A 17,481-nucleotide genomic window follows, 5' to 3' on the forward strand; every position below is an offset into this window, starting at 1 on the left:
ATCTTTTGACCTTAGCTGTGTTTTATCGCCCGGCACGCAAGATAGAAGGTTCTTCGCCGCGATACAGCGCCTCGACTTTGTCGGCGCGCCACTGCAGCACCGCGCGCTGGTTGATCGAGCCCTTGTCGGTGATTTCACCGCGGTCGATGGAGGCGGGTTCGTCGAGCAGCGCGATCCATTCCAGGCGGCTGGCATTCCCGGTGGCGTCGCGGTTGAGCCGTTGCAGCCAATCGCCGAACCACTGACGCACCGGCGCGCTGGCCAGAACCTCGGCGTCGCTGGCGTGTGGGCTCAAGCCGGCCAGGCGTCGGCATTCATATAGCCGGGGAAAGACCAGCGCACCCAGGCACTCGCGATCCGGCGCCGCCACCACCAAGTCCTGAACATAGGGCGAACCTTCGATCACCGCGCGATTGCGCAACGGGCCGACGCTGACAAACACGCCGGAGCTCAGTTTGAAGTCTTCGGCGATGCGCCCGTCGAACATCAGCCCCAGTTGTGGATCGCGGGCGTCGGCCAGTTTCAATGCGTCGCCGGAACAGTAGAAGCCCTGCTCGTCGAACACTTCGGCGGTCTGCTGTGGCGCACGCCAGTAACCCGGCATGATGTGCGGCCCGCGAAAACGTCCCTCCAGCTTGCCGTCCACCGGCACTAGCCGCACTTCGCAACCGGGTGCCGGCAGGCCAATGTAACCGGCCATGGACAGTGGCCCGGTGGTGAACGTGCAGGACGGTGCCGCCTCGGTCATGCCGAGCCCGGCCATCATGCGAATGCGTTCGCCACAATGCTGTTCGGCGATACGATCCAGGCGATCCCAAACGCGTTGGGACAAACCGGCGGCCGCGAAGAAGAACAGCTTCATGCGCGAGAAGAAACATTCGCGCAACTCTTCGTCCTGCTCCAGCGCGTTGACCAGCTCTTCCCAGCCCTTGGGCACAGTGAGGTACGCCGTGGGCGATATTTCCTTGAGGTTGCGCAGAGTCTCAGCAAACCCCTGGACGGTCGGCTTGCCGTCGTCCAGGTAAAAAGTGCCGCCGTTGTACAGCACGATGCCGACGTTGTGACTGCCGCCGAAGGTGTGATTCCACGGCAGCCAATCCACCAGCACCGGTGGTTCTTCGCCGAACACCGGGAAGGTCTGCAACAGCATCTGCTGGTTGGCGCAGAGCATGCGCTGGGTGGTGATCACGGCCTTCGGCAGCTTGGTGGAGCCTGAGGTAAACAGGAACTTGGCAATGCTGTCCGGCCCGGTAGCCGTGAAAGCACAATCGGCCTCGGCACCGCCGGGCTGCTCCAACAGGCTGGCAAAACTCGCCTGATTGCGGCCGGGGATTTGACCGTGCACGGTGATCAGCGGCGTTTCGGCCGGCAGCACCGCATCGATCGCCCGCTGATAGGCCGCGGCGTCGCTGACGAACACCAGGCCCGGTTGCAGCAGATTGCAGACATGCTTCAGCTTGGCGAAATCCTGGGACAACAACGAATAGGCAGGAGAAACCGGGCTGTAAGGAATCCCGGCATACATCGCGCCCAAGGCAATCTGCAAATGCTCGATGTCGTTGCCCGAGAGGATCGCCAGCGGTCGCTCGGCCGAAAGCCCATAATTGAGCAGGCGTTGGGCAATGGCACGGACGCTGGTCAGCATCTCGGCGTAACTCACCCGGCGCCAGTCGCCGCCGTTCTGGCGAGCCGCGATAAAGGTCTGTTGCGGGCGCACATGGGCCCAATGCACCAGGCGATCGAGCAAGCGATTGGGCAACTTGGCCAAGGGTTCCAGAGAGCGCATCTGCAGAATGCCCTGCTCTTCGCTGACCTCGACCGCAGGATGACCGATGGACACTTGGCGATAGCGCGGCGCATTAGCGTCGGTCTGGGTTGGCGATCTGAATTCGGAACTCACGTGCTTGCTCTCCATCAAGGCATGCCACCGGTCCGCCGGGAAGCGATCAACCGGGGCATGGCAGCCTTGTTATTGTTATGTCTGGCCCGCACGCGGGCGGCAATCACTCTCAAGCGTTCGTCGCCCGGCGCTGCGAAGGCTACTCAGATCGGGTAGTGCCGCGGTCCGTTCTGCAAGGTCACCCAGCGTAACTGGGTGAAGTGCTCGATAGACGCCTTGCCGCCAAAACTGCCATAGCCGCTGGACTTGACTCCGCCGAAGGGCATCTGCGCCTCGTCGTGCACGGTCGGGCCGTTGATATGGCAGATGCCTGACTCGACTCGCTGGGCCAGGGCCAGAGCACGGCCGGTGTCACGGCTGAAGATCGCCGCCGACAGACCGAACTCGGAATCGTTGGCCAGGTGCAGCAGTGCTTCATCGCCCTCGCCGCGCAACACCACCGCCACCGGGCCGAAGGACTCTTCGCGGTACAGGCGCATGGCATCGGTGACGCCGTCGAGCAAGGTCGGCTGCAAAATGCTGCCCTCCAGCTGACCGCCCGCGACCAGGGTGGCGCCCTTGTCGAGGGCATCGTCGATCAACAGCTTGATGCGTTCACCGGCGCTGCTGTCCACCAGAGAACCGAGGACCGAACCTTCGGCGTTGGGGTTGCCGGCAGGCAAGGTGGCGATCTTCGCCGCGAGTTTGGCGACAAAGGCATCGGCCACTTTGGCATCGACGATCAGGCGCTCGGTGGACATGCAGATCTGCCCCTGATTGAAGAAGGCGCCGAAGGCCGCAGCCTCCACCGCCGCATCCAGGTCTGCATCCTCCAACACCAGGAACGGCGCCTTGCCGCCCAGTTCCAGCAACGCCGGTTTGAGATGACGCGCCGACAATTCACCGACGATGCGCCCGACATGAGTCGAGCCGGTGAAGTTGACCCGTCGCACCGCCGGGTTGGCGATCAGCCGCTCGACAATCGCCGCGGCATCCTGAGGCGCGTTGCTGATGACATTGACCACGCCATCACCGAGGCCGGAGTCTTGCAACACCTGGCCGATCAGCCGGTGCACCGCCGGGCTCAGCTCCGAGGCCTTGAGCACCACGGTATTGCCGCAGGCCAACGGCATGGCGATGGCGCGGGTGGCGAGGATCGCCGGGGCGTTCCAAGGCGCGATACCCAGCACCACGCCGCAGGGTTGACGCAAGGCCATGGCGAAGCTGCTGGGCACATCGGAGGGAATGATTTCGCCGGTGATCTGGGTGGTCATGCACGCGGCTTCGCGCAGCATGTTGGACGCCAGATGCACATTGAAGCCGTACCAGTTGGCCATGGCGCCGGTCTCGCCCGCCGCCGCGATGAATTCCGCGCTGCGGGCCTGCAACTGCTCGGCCGCACGCAGCAGCCGGGTGCGTCGTTCATTGGGAGTCAGGGCCGCCCAGGCGGGGAATGCCGCTTTGGCCGCGGCCACGGCGGCGTCGGCATCTTCCAGGGTGGCGGCGGCAACCCGCGACACGACTTCGCCGGTCACCGGATTACGCCGTTCGAAGGTTCGACCGTCTCGGGCGGGGCACGACTGGCCGCCGATCAGCAGGGGCACGTCCAGCATGGTGATTCCTCTTTATTGTCTTTATCGGGAATACGTTCGAGGGGCTCACAGTAGCGCCGGGGCGCCGGGGCGAACAGCTGGCGGACGCTCGATCGCCCGGCCAGCTCGCCTTGATGCAACGCCAGCTTCAGCGTTTGTATGTCTGCAAACCAGGCTTGATGCTCTTGTCGTCGAGGAACTGCTTCATGCCCTGCTCGCGGCCACCTTCGGTGTCCAGCAGGCGCGACTGATCGAGTTTGGCGTAGAGGTAATCTTCGTTCTGCTCCCAGGTCAGTTCGCGGCAACGCTTGAAGCCGTGCTTGGCCGCCCGCAGCACCACCGGGTTTTTCTCCAGCAGGTTACGCGCCAGCTCGATCGTCACTTCACGCAGTTGCGCAAGAGGTACGCTCTCGTTGACCAGGCCCATCTCGGCGGCTTTCTGCCCGCCAAAGGTCTTGCCGGTCATGATGTAGTACAGCGACTGGCGATGGCCCACGGTGTCGGCCATGGCTTTGCTCACGAGATTGCCTGGCGGGATGCCCCAGTTGATTTCCGACAGGCCGAAGGTCGCTTCATCGGCGCAGATCGCCAGGTCACAGGCCACCAGCGGGCTGAAACCACCACCGAAGCACCAACCGTTGACCATGGCGATGGTCGGCTTGGCGTACATGCGCAGCAGTTTCCATTGCCATTGAGAGGCTTCGCGGCGGATTTTTTCCTGAAGGATTTCCGGGCCAGCGTCCACTTCGCGGAAGTATTCCTTGAGGTCCATGCCGGCGGTCCAGGCTTCGCCCGCACCGGTCAGCACCAGCACACCGGCGTCCGGATCCTGCTCCAGGGTTTCCAGAACGTCGATCATCTCGCGGTTCAGCGTCGGGCTCATGGCGTTGCGTTTTTCCGGGCGGTTGAGGATGACCCAGGCAATGCCTTCCTCGATTTCCACTTTGACCGTTGTCCAGCGACCCTCGTAATTGCTCATGGCGATGCTCTCTTGTTCTTGGCTTGAAGATGAGCAAAAACTAAACCCCAACATTAGTTATGTCAATTAACTATTAATGAAATTAACCAAATTTTTTCGCCCTGATAACAGGTGCAACACCCAATGCGATTCAGTTAAGCCGTATTGCGATCTGTAGCAGCTGGCGAAGCCTGCGTTCGGCTGCGTAGCAGTCGTAAAATCAGAACCCGCGGTGCGTCAGGCCGGCCGCGTCAACAGAACATACGACTGCTTCGCAGCCGAACGCAGCCTCGCGGGCTCGGCAGCTGCTACAAAGAGTGCGTCGCGGCTGAACTGACTGGCATTAGACGCAACGCCCAGAGATCTGAAAGAGGCCATGGCTATCCCCGGCCAATCTCGGCAAACTAGATAGTCTTCTTAACCGCCAGCTGAGGATTCACCCTGCAATGGCCAAGTCTTCCAAGATTGCCGCCGCCCCCGAGGCCACTGCCGACAGCGCCGAAACCCAGGCGCCGCTGGATTCAGCCCTGGACGATCTGATCGGTTACGCCCTGCGCCGGGCGCAGCTGAAACTGTTTCAGAACCTGATCGGCCGGCTCTCGGCCCACGACTTGCGACCAGCCCAGTTCTCGGCCCTGGCGATCATCGACCAAAACCCCGGGCTGATGCAGGCCGACCTGGCCAAGGCCTTGACCATCGAGCCACCGCAGGTGGTGCCGCTGCTGAACAAACTGGAAAGCCGGGCATTGGCGGTGCGGGTCCGCTGCAAACCGGACAAGCGCTCCTACGGGATTTTTCTCAGCAAGACCGGCGAGACGCTGCTCAAGGAATTGAAGCAGATCGCTGCCGAGAGCGACATGGATGCAACGTCCAACCTCGACAGCCAGGAACGCGAAGAACTGCTCAGGTTGCTGAAGAAGGTCTATCAGGCCTGAAACGCCAACGCCGGCGCGTTCCTGGGGAACGGCCGGCCTTAGCCTTGCCGGCTTACCGTAGGAGCTGCCGAAGGCTGCGATCTTTTGTTCTTCAGCGGTCCCTCGGCCATCAAAATCAAAAGATCGCAGGCTTCGCCAGCTCCTACGGGAGATTGTGTAGAGACCTGCTCATGACAGGCTTACCAGATCGGCAAGGTGTAAAGCACCAGAAAGCGGGTCTGGTTTTCATCGCGAAACGCCGCGCCGGCGGGAAAGTCATTGCGATAAATCGACTTGCGCGCCATCAGCCCGACGTTCTTCAGCGGGCCACTCTGGATCACATACCCCAGCTCCATCTGGAATTCCCGTTCCTTGCGGTCCTCGGCATTCAGCGCCGTCAGCTCGATATGGTCACCGCGCACATAACGCAACCGACTCTTCAGCCCGGGCACCCCGACGGCGGTGAAGTCATAGTCGTACATCGCTTGCCACGTCCGCTCCTTGGCATTGAGAAAGTCCGAACTCATGGTCAGCTCGCTCATGCCCATCAACTCGGTGCCTGACACATAAGGCGTCGCCGTATCGCCACTGGCGTGCATATAACCCAAGCTCAGACGATGACCGCCAAAACGATAGCCGAACAGCGCCGACAGGTTGCGGTTGTCCACCTTGCCAGCCTTGGCGCTACCCTCTTCGTCGCTGAAAAAACTGCGCAGGTCAGTGGTAAACACGCCCTCGCCCACCGGCAGATTGTGCAGCAAGGCCAGGGTGTTTTGTTGGTACAGGTCCGCCACTTCGGCGTGATAGGCACGCAGGCTAAGGTCCTTGTTCACCTGATAATCGCCGCCGACATAGGCCATATGCGATGAGGTGGCCGCGCCGTTGAAACGCCGGTTCGGCGAGGCGATGCTCATTGGCTGGTAGTCGGTGGAATCACGCTTGTTGATGCGATCGATGTAGCCGGTATTGAGGGTCAGTCCATCGATGTCCTTTGAGCTGAGGGTGGTGCCGCGAAAAGTCTGCGGCAAGAGCCGCGACGGGCTGGCGAAAGCGAACGGCAGGAAGATCGACACATCGCCGGTCTTCACCGTGGTCTGGGCAAAACGCATCTTGGCGGTCATGGCCAAGCGCGAATACTCGTCCGCCGCGCGCTTGTCGCTGCTGGATACCGGCAGCAATTCGGTGCCGCTGCGGTCCGGCGACGAGTCCAGCTTCACCCCCATCAGTCCGCGGGCATCCAGTCCGAAGCCGACAGTCCCCGGGGTAAAGCCCGACTCCACATTCATGATGAAACCCTGAGCCCATTCCCTGGCCGCGGTTTTCGCCCCGTCATCCTTGTAGTCGCGATCCAGGTAGTAATTGCGCAAGGTCAAGGTGCCATGGCTGTCGTCGATAAAACCTTCAGCCAGCGCCGGGGAGGCAATCACACTCAAGCCCGACAGGGCCAGTAAGGCTGAGGTCGCCGCAAGGGCGTCCCGAGGGAGCTTTGGCATGTTCGATGTCCACTTATTGTTGTTGTTTTTTTGAACGAGATTGCCGGGTGGCCCCAGTGATCTACAGCCAGAGAATGGAAACAGCCAAGGGGTGGCGTCAATCCATAATGACCGATAAACGAACATTAATATTCTTATCTATTTTTCCAATCGAACCTCCAGTACCCCTTATGACATTGATTTTAATGCGATTAACGCCGTTTATTGACCATAAACCTTGACCGTTCATTTTTTAGTTATCTTTGTTAATCTTAATTCCAGCCTGTCATCGCTTGATGCGGGCAGGCTCGCGTTCACCCGTCAGCACACCAACAAAAACAATAATGAGGTTCGCCATGGACACCCCATCACGTCGTACGACGCTGACCATTGCCCTGTGTTTTATCGTTGCATTGATCGAAGGCTTCGACCTGCAAGCTGCCGGCACTGCCGCCGCGGGCCTGCGCCAGACCTTTGCCCTGGACCCGAAAATGATGGGCTGGGTGTTCAGTACCGGCATCATCGGCTTGCTCCCGGGCGCCTTCTTTGGCGGCTGGATTGCCGATCGCATCGGTCGCAAGAAAATCCTCATCGGCGCCGTGCTGCTGTTCGGCGTGTTCTCGCTCAGCACCGCCTACGTCAGCACTTTCTCCGGCCTGCTGCTGGCGCGTTTCATGACCGGCCTGGGCCTGGGCGCCGCCCTGCCCAACCTGATCGCCCTGTGCGCCGAAGCCGTGGGTGAACAACGCCGTGGTACCGCCATCAGCATCATGTATGCCGGCGTGCCATTGGGTGGAGCACTGGCGGCGGTGGTCGCCATGCTGTTCACCGATCATTGGCAGACGACCTTTATCATCGGCGGTCTCGCACCCTTGCTGGTGGTACCGCTGATGATTCTGCTGCTGCCTGAGTCCAGCGCCTTTCGCCAGCAACAAGGCATCGCCAGCGTAGTGCGCGCTTCGACCGGCCGTGCACTGTTCGGCGAAGGCCGGGCTCGCGTCACCCTGGCGTTGTGGCTGAGTTACTTCTTCACCCTGACCGTGATGTACATGCTGCTCAACTGGCTGCCATCACTGCTGCTGGAACAGGGTTTCAGCAAACCCCAGGCTGGCCTGGTGCAGATGCTGTTCAATATCGGCGGCGCCCTCGGTTCTCTGCTCGGCGGAGTGCTGCTGGATCGCTGTAACGGCATCAAGGTCGTGTTGTTTGTCTATGCCGGATTGCTGGTGGCGCTGGCCGGGGTCGGATTGTCGGTGGGCATTGTCCCTATGGGCATCGCCGGGTTTGCCGCAGGGTTGTTTGTGATGGCTGCGCAACTGGTGCTTTACGCGCTGGCACCACCGTCGTACCCGACTTCAGTGCGTGCCACCGGCGTCGGCGCGGCGGTGGCCATCGGCCGCCTGGGATCGGTGGCCGGGCCGTTGGCCGCGGGGCAGATTCTGGCGGCTGGCGCCGGCACCACCGGGGTATTGCTGGCGACCTCCCCCGGGTTGGTGATTGCAGCACTGACCATCATCAGCGTGATTTCCCGTTCGGCTCCGCTGACTGTATCGATGGATAAGGCCAAGGCCTGATGCCTAAGTGCCCATGGCAGGACCGAATACAACAACAGGCATCACAACCATTCGCAAACGAACGATGGACTGATAGCGCCTGTGGCATTGCGTCAGCCCGTGATAATTCTTACATCTCAACCTGTGTGCCCAGTTCTATCACCCGATTCAACGGCAACTTGAAGTATTTCAGGTTGCTATTGGCGTTCTTGAGCAAAAACGCGAACAGCGTTTCTCGCCAGCGCGCCATACCCATGCGTTTGGTTGGGACAACTGTCTCTCGGCTCAGGAAATAGGTCGTGCGCATCGGACTGAAATCCAGCTCAGCCAAGTGACAGAGACTCAATGCCAGGGGCACATCGGGCTCCTCGATAAAGCCAAAGTGCAGACTGACCCGGAAGAAGCCTTCACCATAGGCTTCAACCTCAAACCGTCGGTCAGCACTCACCCGAGGGCTGTCTTCAGACACCACGGTGAGTAATACCACCTGTTCGTGCAGCACCTGGTTATGCAACAGGTTGTGCAGCAACGCATGCGGAACAGCATCAGTCCTGGCCGTCAGAAATACTGCGGTACCCTGCACGCGATGGGGTGGTTGCGAGCCTATGCTGCTGATGAATAACGGCAGAGGCAGCGCAGTTTCGTCCAACCGTTCAACAATGATCTTCCGACCCCGTTTCCAGGTGGTCATCAAAATGAACAGGCCAATACCCGCAATCACCGGGAACGCACCGCCCTGGAAGATCTTCGGTGCATTGGCCGCAAAGTACAGACTGTCTACCAGCAGAAAACCGAGCAGCATCGGAATCGCCAGCCAGCGCGGCGTTTTCCATAGCAGCAGGACGACCGCCGAGGACAGGATGGTTGTGATGAACATGGTCCCCGTCACAGCGACGCCATAGGCTGCGGCCAAAGCACTGGACGATTCGAAGCCAATCACCAGTAGAACAACACCGACCATCAACGCCCAGTTAACGGTACCGATGTAAATCTGCCCCTGCTCCTGGCTGGAGGTGTGCTGGATAAACATGCGAGGAACATAGCCAAGCTGGATGGCCTGGTGGGTCAGGGAGAACGCGCCGGAGATCACGGCTTGGGAAGCGATGATGGTGGCCAGTGTGGAGAGCGCGACCATCGGCAGCAGTGCCCAGCCAGGCGCGAGCAGATAAAACGGATTGCGCACCGCCTCCGGGTTCTCGAGGATCAAGGCACCTTGGCCAAAATAATTAAGTACCAGTCCCGGCAATACCAAAATGAACCAGGCGCGGGCAATGGGCTTGCGACCGAAGTGGCCCATGTCGGCATACAGCGCTTCGGCGCCCGTTAATGCCAACACCACGGCGCCTAGAATGGCCACGCCAATGCCCGGATGAACGACGAAGAAATTTACTGCCCATGAAGGATTGAGTGCTTGCAGTACTTCCGGACGCTGCAAGATGCCATAGATCCCCAGCGCACCTAACACGACAAACCACAACACCATCACGGGGCCGAACAGGATACCGATGCGAGCCGTGCCGTGTTTCTGTATCAAGAACAGCGCCACCAGCACGATCACGGACAACGGCACAACCCAGTGCTCGATTCCGTCAAACGCCAACTGCAGTCCCTCAACCGCAGAGAGCACCGAAATGGCCGGTGTGATCATGCTGTCCCCGTAAAAAAGTGCCGCACCAAAGAGACCCAGCAGAACGAGTACTTTACTCATGTACGGATAGGGAGCGGCCGCCCGACGAGCCAATGCCGTCAGCGCCATGATGCCGCCTTCGCCCTGGTTGTTGGCGCGAAGAATAAACAGCACGTACTTGATCGAAACCACCCAGATCAATGACCAAAATATCATCGACAGAATGCCCAACACGCCATCGTGGTTGGCCTGAACACCGTAATGACCGGCAAACACTTCTTTGAGGGTGTATAGAGGACTAGTGCCAATGTCCCCGTAAACCACTCCGACAGCCGCGATGAGCAACCCCACTCCTGATGTTTTGGAATGGGAGTCTTCGTGTGCACCGGTCATTGTTTCACTCAAGGGTCGGATCTCTGAAATTGCCAGGGGAAGTGCATGCCGTCCTTGGGCGATACGATTTGCCAGTGCCATGGGAACTGCAAGGCATATAGAGGATCTGGAAAATCGCAGCCAGTATCGGTGCAGGTAAAAACACCTACCGTAAAAAAATCGTAAAAATTCAGGTGAGTAACATCGTATCTAAAACGACGCCCAGAACTCACCTCCCGCGTAGCTCCTCGAAATCTGGTGCTGTCTGCGTCAGGCGACCTCGCCCGCTGCCGAGCACCGGATTGATGTACTGGAAAATGTGCCCATGGGGCTGGATCGGAGTGTTTTCAGGGGGGGGCGCGGCAAAAGTCAAAGAAAGACTTTTCTCTGGACGAAAAAAAATGGACCTCTTTTCAGAGATCCATTTTTAAATACTTGGAGCGGGAAACGAGACTCGCATCTGGTGTCCGACCCATTGAAATTTAAGGGTTTATTAATGTTCCCTCAGCGGGAATGGACTTATTTTTGGACTTGTTCGGAGGGCATGTCAAGAACAGGAAGAATATAAATCCAAGCCGCGCTACCGAATGTTTTCTACATCCAGCCGGAGAAGCAACCATCAGGCTGTCAGTATCAATTCCCGCGTAAGCCCCGTCGCCAGCGGCGAAATCATCAGCGTTCAACTGACATTGCCCATCAATGAAGAGAAGCCGCCAAGCGCGCCATTGTGCTTGAGCACGACACCGAACAGAGCTTCTTACCCTGACCTTGTTTTATAGAAGAGCGCGGGCCGTTTCAGCCACTGAAGATCCTTGAGGCCAGCGCACGTCACTCATCTCGCACAAGTCGTGGCGCCAGAGGACCTGGCCTTTCTCGCGTACTCTCGCTCGGCGGCGATTTATGCCACGGATAGCCCATCGCGCTGAGTTGAAAGGCGTAATCGAATAAACGCTTCATGTACTCGCCATCGAATTTCTGATTGTGAGGAAAGTAAAAGTCGGAGCCGATGTATGCAAGATTGAAGTCTGCCCCATCCTGCTGCGCGATACGGTAAATTCGATCCAGGTCGCTGATCCCCTGAATTTGAATCAATGTACTGATGGCTCGACCGCCGATGCTCAACGTACGGCGCTTCGTTCCAGACCACTGCGGCTCCAGTTTCCCATTGCGAATGACATAGAAACGACGTTCGCGGCGCAAAAGTGCTCCGGGGACTCTGCTCAGCGCCATCACGGTCCCAGGCGGGTAAAGGAACACCTGAGTGATTACCCCTCCGTCCACGTGCATTTCCTGAAACTGTTTGCCGTCAACCTCCACATCGATCATGACGGGTGAGACTGCGCCGGGAATACTCATCGACGCGATCATGATGTTGCGAAAGAGGTCGAGCGCTCCCGCTGCATCGCTTGCGGCAATCGCGCCCATGTTCCAAGTGACTGGCCGCCCTGAATCAAGGTCGGTCGTGCCGATCAGCAGGATTCGTCCTTTGGCGTATTCCGACGCGATCGCCGCAAGAATCTCGGCAGTGACGTATTTTGTAATGAGCCGCGACAGTGGCTTGCTGTCCGCTATACCGTCGCTGGCAAGACGGGTTAGCACGTTTCGCGAATGGAAAAAATCTTTTGGACCGATTGCGTTGGCGATATACCGAATGACGCCGTCGTACTCAGATCCCAGGTAAGCGAACGGGGCGACCAGGGCGCCAGCGCTAATGCCCGTCACGACCTTGAACAGGGGGCGAGTCCCATGCGCGGTCCATCCCGCAATGAGTCCTGCTGCGAATGTGCCTGCGTCGCCGCCCCCCGAAACTGCCAGCATATTTGCCAGCGGCAGGATGTTGTTCAACTTCCCAGCCTTGGCGAGAACCTCGCTCTCGCGTTTGTTGGACTCAATTGCATCCTGAATGTACGGAGTCAGGTCGTCGTCCAACCTGTAGCGAGCATTGGGAATGCCTGGGATGACAGCTTTTTCCGTTAAGGTTGGCGGAACAGCGTCACGGCGTTGCAGGCACCCTTGAAGCAACATGTTCAGCGTTGAGGCACCGGATCTGAGCAGGAATGGTTTCAAAACGCCTCCTCCGACAGCGAGCGCGCTCATCGCACTCGAGAAATGTCCTTACCCATGGTGCCCGAGATGGCTACACGCTAGCCGACTGCGACACGTCATTCGAACGTCCGGTAGCTCATTTTGCGCTCCTTTACGTGATAAACAAATTCTTTGGCCGCGTGCCCCCAAGTTCTGTACGAAAGCCCTTGAAGCCTCCAGCATGACAACATTCACTTTCGCTGCAACACCACCTCCCCGGCCGACGGCAGCAAACGTAGGTTGTCCAGCAACGCAACGCCCGCAATCACTGCGACCCAAAGAAACGTCAGCTGAAAGTCAGCGGTAAGCGCTTGTTCGGTGTTGTCATGGACGTTCATTGCAAGGCGCAGCAGTAACGCGCCAACGGCCACGCCTAACCCCATGCTTAGCTGGAAGAACATGCTGAACAGAGTCGAGGCTTCGCTCATTTGCTCCTTGGGCACGTCGGCGAAACCCAGGGTATTGAAGGCAGTGAACTGCATGGATCGTGACAAACCACCAACGAACAGAATGAACAGAATCAGCGCCCAACTCATGCGCTCATCCAGCAACGCACATGCCGCAATCGCCAGTACGCCGAGGATGCCATTGATCATCAGCACCAGACGAAATCCCCAACGCCGCATCACCCTCGTGGTGAACGGTTTCATTGCCAGATTACCGGCAAATATGGCCAGCACCAGTAGCCCCGCATCGAATGCAGAAAGACCGAAGGCCAGTTGAAACATCAGCGGCAGGAGAAACGGTAAGGTGCTGATGGCGATTCGAAAAATCGAACCGCCACAGAGGCAAACACTGAAGGTGCGGACGCCCATAACACCCAGCGCCAGCAACGGTTGCGCATGCCGGTGCATATGTCGCCAGGCAAAAACACCGAGAATCACACCGGTACCGCTTAGTGACAGGCCCTGCAATAAATTGGCACGACTTTGCCCCAGCATCTCTACGCCGTACAACAGCGCAGCGCTGGCAACGCCGACCAGCAGAAAGCCACTGAAATCGAATGTCCGGGAACTGACGTCATCCTGTTTCGGAATCAGGACCAGCGCGGCAATCAAGGCCAGCACGCCCAACGGTAGATTGAGGTAGAAAATCCACGGCCAAGAAGCGTGGGTGACGATGAAGCCGCCCACGGGAGGTCCAAGTACCGGCGCGACCAGACCGGGCCAGGTGATGAAGGAGATCGCCCGCACCAGGTCTTTCTTCTCGGTGGTGCGAAGCACCGCCAGGCGCCCCACCGGTACCATCATCGCTCCGCTGATACCCTGCAGCACGCGCGCGGCGACAAAGGTTTCCAGGCTGTCACTCAACCCGCACATCAACGAAGACAGACTAAACAGCACGATCGCAGAACTGAATATATGGCGCGATCCGAAGCGATCGGCCAACCATCCGCTGATGGGAATGAACACTGCAACGGCGAGCATGTAGGCGCTCATACCAATGTTCACGTCCACCGCCGCGACGCCAAACGTCCTGGCCATGTCTGGCAGCGCGGTAGCGATCACTGTGGCGTCGAGGTTCTCCATAAAGAACGTGACGGCCACCAACAGAGCAATCAATGTTGAGCGGCGTTGAGACATTGGTCATCCCTGTTCAGCTACGACATTGCTCGACACTTTACAGTCGACGAGTGGGTAAATCGCGCTATGCCATGAAAGTTAAAGCTGACCCACAGTGTCGAGGAAATGCTTTTCCATACGTGCAGCGTCAGGCGTAATACCGGTAAACAATTCAAAACACTTCACCGCCTGAAACACGTTCATTGCGCCGCCACCCAGCGTGCGGCAACCCAAGGCTCGGGCGGTTCTCAACAGTTCGGTTTCAATGGGAAAGTACACCACGTCGGCAACCCACAAATCCGCGCGCAAGAACTCGAGTGGCACAGGCATGCCCGGAAGTTTTGCCATACCGATAGGTGTGGTGTTGACGAGGCCGTCGGCGCAGTTCAGCGATCCTTCAAGATCGCGACCAAACACGGCACGCCCATCGCCGAAGCTCGCATTCAGATTGTTGACCAGCGCCATGCCCCGCTCTTCTTCAATATCAAAAATGCTCAACTGCTGAACGCCCTGTTGCAGCAATCCATAAGCCACCGCCGAGCCCGCACCGCCCGCGCCCATTTGCACGACGCGCTCACGCTTGGCCCCTTCCAATCCGCGTTTGAAACCTTCGGCGAAGCCTAAACAATCGGTGTTGTAACCGATGGTTTTTCCATCCTTGATGACTACCGTGTTCACTGCGCCAATACTGCGTGCTTCGTCGGACAGCTCATCGAGCAGCGGCAGTACTGTCTGTTTGCAAGGGAACGTAATATTCAGTCCGTTGAAACCCATGCGCTTGGCAGAATCCATCAGCGCCGGCAATGCGCTGGCATCCAGACCCAATTGGTCCAGATCAATCAATTTGTATAAGTAGACCAGGTTCTGTGCAGCGCCTTCGCGCATATGCAAAGTCGGGCTCATGGACGACTGAAGCGCCGCACCGATCAAACCGATCAACACGTTCGGCGCTACTGGATGCTGGGCTGATGAGGAGGTGGTCATTGTTATTATCCTTGGGTATCAGTGGTGTTGCTTCTTTTGCAAGCAGCCGAGTACCGCGCCGCTAACTGCTGCAGGGCGATTAATGTTTTTGTTTAAGGACGCCCGGACCGCACAGGGTCGAAACGTCAGTGTTTGATCACGCTTCCAGCCCGGTTTCCTGGCGATGAAGAGTGATACAAATATTTTGCGTGGTGCGTTGAATATGCTGAGCAAGCAGCGCACACGCCAGATCGGCATTGCGTTCCAGAGTGGCTGCAACAATAGCTCCGTGCTCGGAATTAACGTCCCGGTCAAAAGGGTTTTTCGCCAGAAACAGTCGACGGTAGCGATCGTTCAGATCATGCAAGGTGTTGCAGTAATTAAGCAGCAACGGCATGGCGCTGGCTTCAAGCAGTTTGAGATGAAAATCTCGGTGCGCCAGCTCCCATAGCTCCTGCTGAGCAGAGGACATGCAATCGGTACGTTTGATGTTGCGCAGTTTTTCTTCCGCCGCCCGGACCGAATCTGCCCAAGCCTGATCGCCTTTGGTGATCGACTCTCGCAATGCGAGACCTTCGAAATGCACCCGCAGCTTTGCAATCTCCTGAAGGTTTTTCTCAGACACAGGAATAACCCGGTATCCTCGCTTGTCCTCGATCAGTACCAAGCCTTCGGCGCCCAGTCGGGAAAGCGCCTCCCGAAGAGGACTTCGACTGATGGTGAGGCCGAGCTTTTCACGCAATGCATCCAGACGCAGCTTGCTGCCCGGGGCTAATTCACCGGTCATGATCGCCAAACGCAGGCGCTTCACCAAAGAAGTTGCGTGAGTCGTGGTGCTGTCTTCCTGAGCAGACAAGCTTTCGTCCGCTAACATATTGTTCACTGCACAGGCCTCCCACCCAAAACACTCTCTACTGGTGACATACGTCACCTCTTATCGACAATACTAGCGTTTTCGCTTACTAAAACCACGCCAGAAGCAAAAAAATCTTATTTATGCATGCAAAATCAAAAAAAAGCCTGCCGGAGCAGGCAAAGATTTGCTGGAGGAGCAATTACAGAATCGAAAGCGGATATTGAATGATCAGACGGTTCTCATCGAAGCTGTTGGTATTGCCGTAATTTCGACGCAGGGTCGAGTTACGCCAGCGCACGCTGAGGTTTTTCAACGCACCGCTCTGCAGGACGTAAGCCACTTCGGTCTCACGACCACGGTCCTCACCATCGGTGACAGCTCCGGAATGGACATTGGTACCTTTGATAAACCGGTTCATCAAGGTCAATCCCGGAACGCCCAAAGCCGCGAAGTTATAGTCGTGGCGCACCTGCCAGGAACGCTCCTTGGCGCCGTCATAACTCCAGCCATAACTGTCGTTAGCCAAGGTCCCACCGCTTGTTCCTGCAACGCGCTGCCAACCCGTGTCACCCGTGAGGCGCTGCAAACCTACGTAGAAAGTACTGCCGCCCGTCTTGAGCGAAAACAGGCCCGAGAGCGTGCGGTTGTCCTGGTCGCCGGCCAGCGCTGAACCATCCTCCTCTCCAATGAAGTAGCCAATGTTGGCGCCCAAGGTGAGGTTGTCGTTGATTGGTTGCGAGTGCAAAAGCTGGAAATATTTCTGTTGGTACACATCTTCGAGTTGAGCGTACCAAGCCCCGACCATTGTTCGGTTGTCATTGAAGCTGTACTCGCCACCGGCAAAATTGAAATGATCAGATTCGATCGTATTTTTGCCATGCACCACGGTACCAACGCCGTTTTGCGAGAGTTTCTCCATGCTTGCATCGTTGCGCTGGCTGTTCCCACGGAACTGGCCGCCATACAGAGTGACATTGGTGAATTCCTTGGAGGTGATTTGCGCGCCCTCCAGGGTTTGAGGCAATGAGCGACCATCATCGGCGCGCAAAATAGGCAACACCGGCATCCACTCACCAACTTTCAGTTCGGTCTTTGAGAACTTCATTTTCCCGGCTACAGCCAGTCGCCCAAAATCATCGGCAGGCCGATTGCCATCGTGTACCGGCAGCAGTTGTGTGCCATAGGTACCTCTTCCCCCGTCCAGTTTGACGGAAAGCATACCCAGTGCATCTACACCAAAACCGACTACGCCTGCGGTGTAGCCAGACTTCGCATCAAGGATGAAGCTCTGCGTCCACTCCGCTGCTTCGCCACGCTTGGTGGGCCCCGGAACAGCTTTGGAAGGACCGTTATCGACAAAATTACGGTTCATGTAGAAATTGCGTAAGTTAAGGGTGACCTTGGCATCTTCGACGAAGCCCTCCGCCTGGACAAAGGGCACCAAACTTGCGGCGCCAATGGCAATGGCCAACGTATTGCGAGTCACCCGGGTCAGTTTGAGGTTCATTATTATTGTTCCCAAGGAAGATCAATCGACAAAAAGAGAGTGTCGCGAGGACTTGTATAAAGATCCCCACGTTGTGTTCTTCAGATCTCTAATGCGCGACGCTAATTTATGGCCAACTTAGCGTGGCCATAAATGACCACA

12 protein-coding genes are annotated in these 17,481 nt (G+C 57.9%); 2 read left to right on the top strand and 10 right to left on the bottom strand.

What is annotated here, in order from left to right:
- Positions 1-22 precede the first annotated feature (22 nt).
- The 3 genes from NHU87_RS08610 to NHU87_RS08620 all read right to left on the bottom strand — a co-directional run bounded on the left by NHU87_RS08610 (position 23) and on the right by NHU87_RS08620 (position 4,450).
- A complete protein-coding gene (locus tag NHU87_RS08610; RefSeq protein WP_253547431.1) occupies positions 23-1,900 on the bottom strand; it encodes a feruloyl-CoA synthase in 1,878 nt (625 codons plus the stop codon).
- A gap of 143 nt (positions 1,901-2,043) precedes the next feature.
- A complete protein-coding gene (locus NHU87_RS08615) occupies positions 2,044-3,492 on the bottom strand; it encodes an aldehyde dehydrogenase (protein ID WP_253547433.1) in 1,449 nt (482 codons plus the stop codon).
- A gap of 127 nt (positions 3,493-3,619) precedes the next feature.
- Positions 3,620-4,450 carry a p-hydroxycinnamoyl CoA hydratase/lyase gene (locus tag NHU87_RS08620; protein WP_017847933.1) on the bottom strand — a complete coding sequence of 277 codons (831 nt, stop codon included), beginning with the start codon at positions 4,448-4,450 and terminating at the stop codon, positions 3,620-3,622.
- 425 nt (positions 4,451-4,875) lie between these two features.
- On the opposite strand from NHU87_RS08620, the gene NHU87_RS08625 reads away from it, so the two are divergent.
- Positions 4,876-5,364: a MarR family winged helix-turn-helix transcriptional regulator gene (locus NHU87_RS08625; RefSeq protein WP_253547435.1), complete on the top strand. Its 489-nt coding sequence runs from the start codon at positions 4,876-4,878 to the stop codon at positions 5,362-5,364.
- A gap of 179 nt (positions 5,365-5,543) precedes the next feature.
- Here the strand turns inward: NHU87_RS08625 and NHU87_RS08630 are convergent, their stop codons facing one another.
- On the bottom strand, positions 5,544-6,836 hold the full coding sequence (locus NHU87_RS08630; RefSeq protein WP_253547437.1) for an OprD family porin: 1,293 nt from the start codon (positions 6,834-6,836) through the stop codon (positions 5,544-5,546).
- A 335-nt stretch (positions 6,837-7,171) separates the two neighbouring features.
- Here NHU87_RS08630 and mhpT point away from each other — a divergent pair, with 335 nt between their 5' ends.
- Positions 7,172-8,389: a 3-(3-hydroxy-phenyl)propionate transporter MhpT gene (gene mhpT / locus NHU87_RS08635; protein WP_253547439.1), complete on the top strand. Its 1,218-nt coding sequence runs from the start codon at positions 7,172-7,174 to the stop codon at positions 8,387-8,389.
- A gap of 109 nt (positions 8,390-8,498) precedes the next feature.
- Here mhpT and NHU87_RS08640 read toward each other — a convergent pair whose 3' ends face one another.
- The 6 genes from NHU87_RS08640 to NHU87_RS08665 form a co-directional block, all read right to left on the bottom strand.
- Positions 8,499-10,400: a potassium transporter Kup gene (locus NHU87_RS08640; protein ID WP_437180828.1), complete on the bottom strand. Its 1,902-nt coding sequence runs from the start codon at positions 10,398-10,400 to the stop codon at positions 8,499-8,501.
- Between the two features lie 795 nt (positions 10,401-11,195).
- On the bottom strand, positions 11,196-12,434 hold the full coding sequence (locus NHU87_RS08645) for a patatin-like phospholipase family protein (RefSeq protein WP_253547441.1): 1,239 nt from the start codon (positions 12,432-12,434) through the stop codon (positions 11,196-11,198).
- Between the two features lie 209 nt (positions 12,435-12,643).
- Positions 12,644-14,035, bottom strand: coding sequence for a DHA2 family efflux MFS transporter permease subunit (locus NHU87_RS08650; protein ID WP_253547443.1), 1,392 nt, complete (start codon positions 14,033-14,035; stop codon positions 12,644-12,646).
- Between the two features lie 78 nt (positions 14,036-14,113).
- Positions 14,114-14,998, bottom strand: coding sequence for a shikimate dehydrogenase (locus NHU87_RS08655; protein WP_253547445.1), 885 nt, complete (start codon positions 14,996-14,998; stop codon positions 14,114-14,116).
- Between the two features lie 136 nt (positions 14,999-15,134).
- The gene (locus NHU87_RS08660) at positions 15,135-15,833 is read right to left on the bottom strand and encodes a GntR family transcriptional regulator (RefSeq protein WP_253547447.1); all 699 of its coding nucleotides are present in this window, start codon (positions 15,831-15,833) and stop codon (positions 15,135-15,137) included.
- Positions 15,834-16,032: 199 nt separating this feature from the next.
- Positions 16,033-17,340, bottom strand: coding sequence for an OprD family porin (locus NHU87_RS08665; RefSeq protein WP_253547449.1), 1,308 nt, complete (start codon positions 17,338-17,340; stop codon positions 16,033-16,035).
- Between the last annotated feature and the right edge of the window lie 141 nt (positions 17,341-17,481).

Source organism: Pseudomonas mandelii, from assembly GCF_024138395.1.
Classification (GTDB): domain Bacteria; phylum Pseudomonadota; class Gammaproteobacteria; order Pseudomonadales; family Pseudomonadaceae; genus Aquipseudomonas; species Aquipseudomonas mandelii_E.

Bases quoted from the DNA above. Each gene is read 5' to 3' on its own strand.
- NHU87_RS08615 (WP_253547433.1), bottom strand. From the start codon at position 3,492: ATGCTGGACGTGCCCCTGCTGATCGGCGGCCAGTCGTGCCCCGCCCGA.
- NHU87_RS08625 (WP_253547435.1), top strand. From the start codon at position 4,876: ATGGCCAAGTCTTCCAAGATTGCCGCCGCCCCCGAGGCCACTGCCGAC.
- NHU87_RS08665 (WP_253547449.1), bottom strand. From the start codon at position 17,340: ATGAACCTCAAACTGACCCGGGTGACTCGCAATACGTTGGCCATTGCC.
- NHU87_RS08650 (WP_253547443.1), bottom strand. From the start codon at position 14,035: ATGTCTCAACGCCGCTCAACATTGATTGCTCTGTTGGTGGCCGTCACG.
- NHU87_RS08620 (WP_017847933.1), bottom strand. From the start codon at position 4,450: ATGAGCAATTACGAGGGTCGCTGGACAACGGTCAAAGTGGAAATCGAG.
- mhpT (WP_253547439.1), top strand. From the start codon at position 7,172: ATGGACACCCCATCACGTCGTACGACGCTGACCATTGCCCTGTGTTTT.
- NHU87_RS08630 (WP_253547437.1), bottom strand. From the start codon at position 6,836: ATGCCAAAGCTCCCTCGGGACGCCCTTGCGGCGACCTCAGCCTTACTG.
- NHU87_RS08655 (WP_253547445.1), bottom strand. From the start codon at position 14,998: ATGACCACCTCCTCATCAGCCCAGCATCCAGTAGCGCCGAACGTGTTG.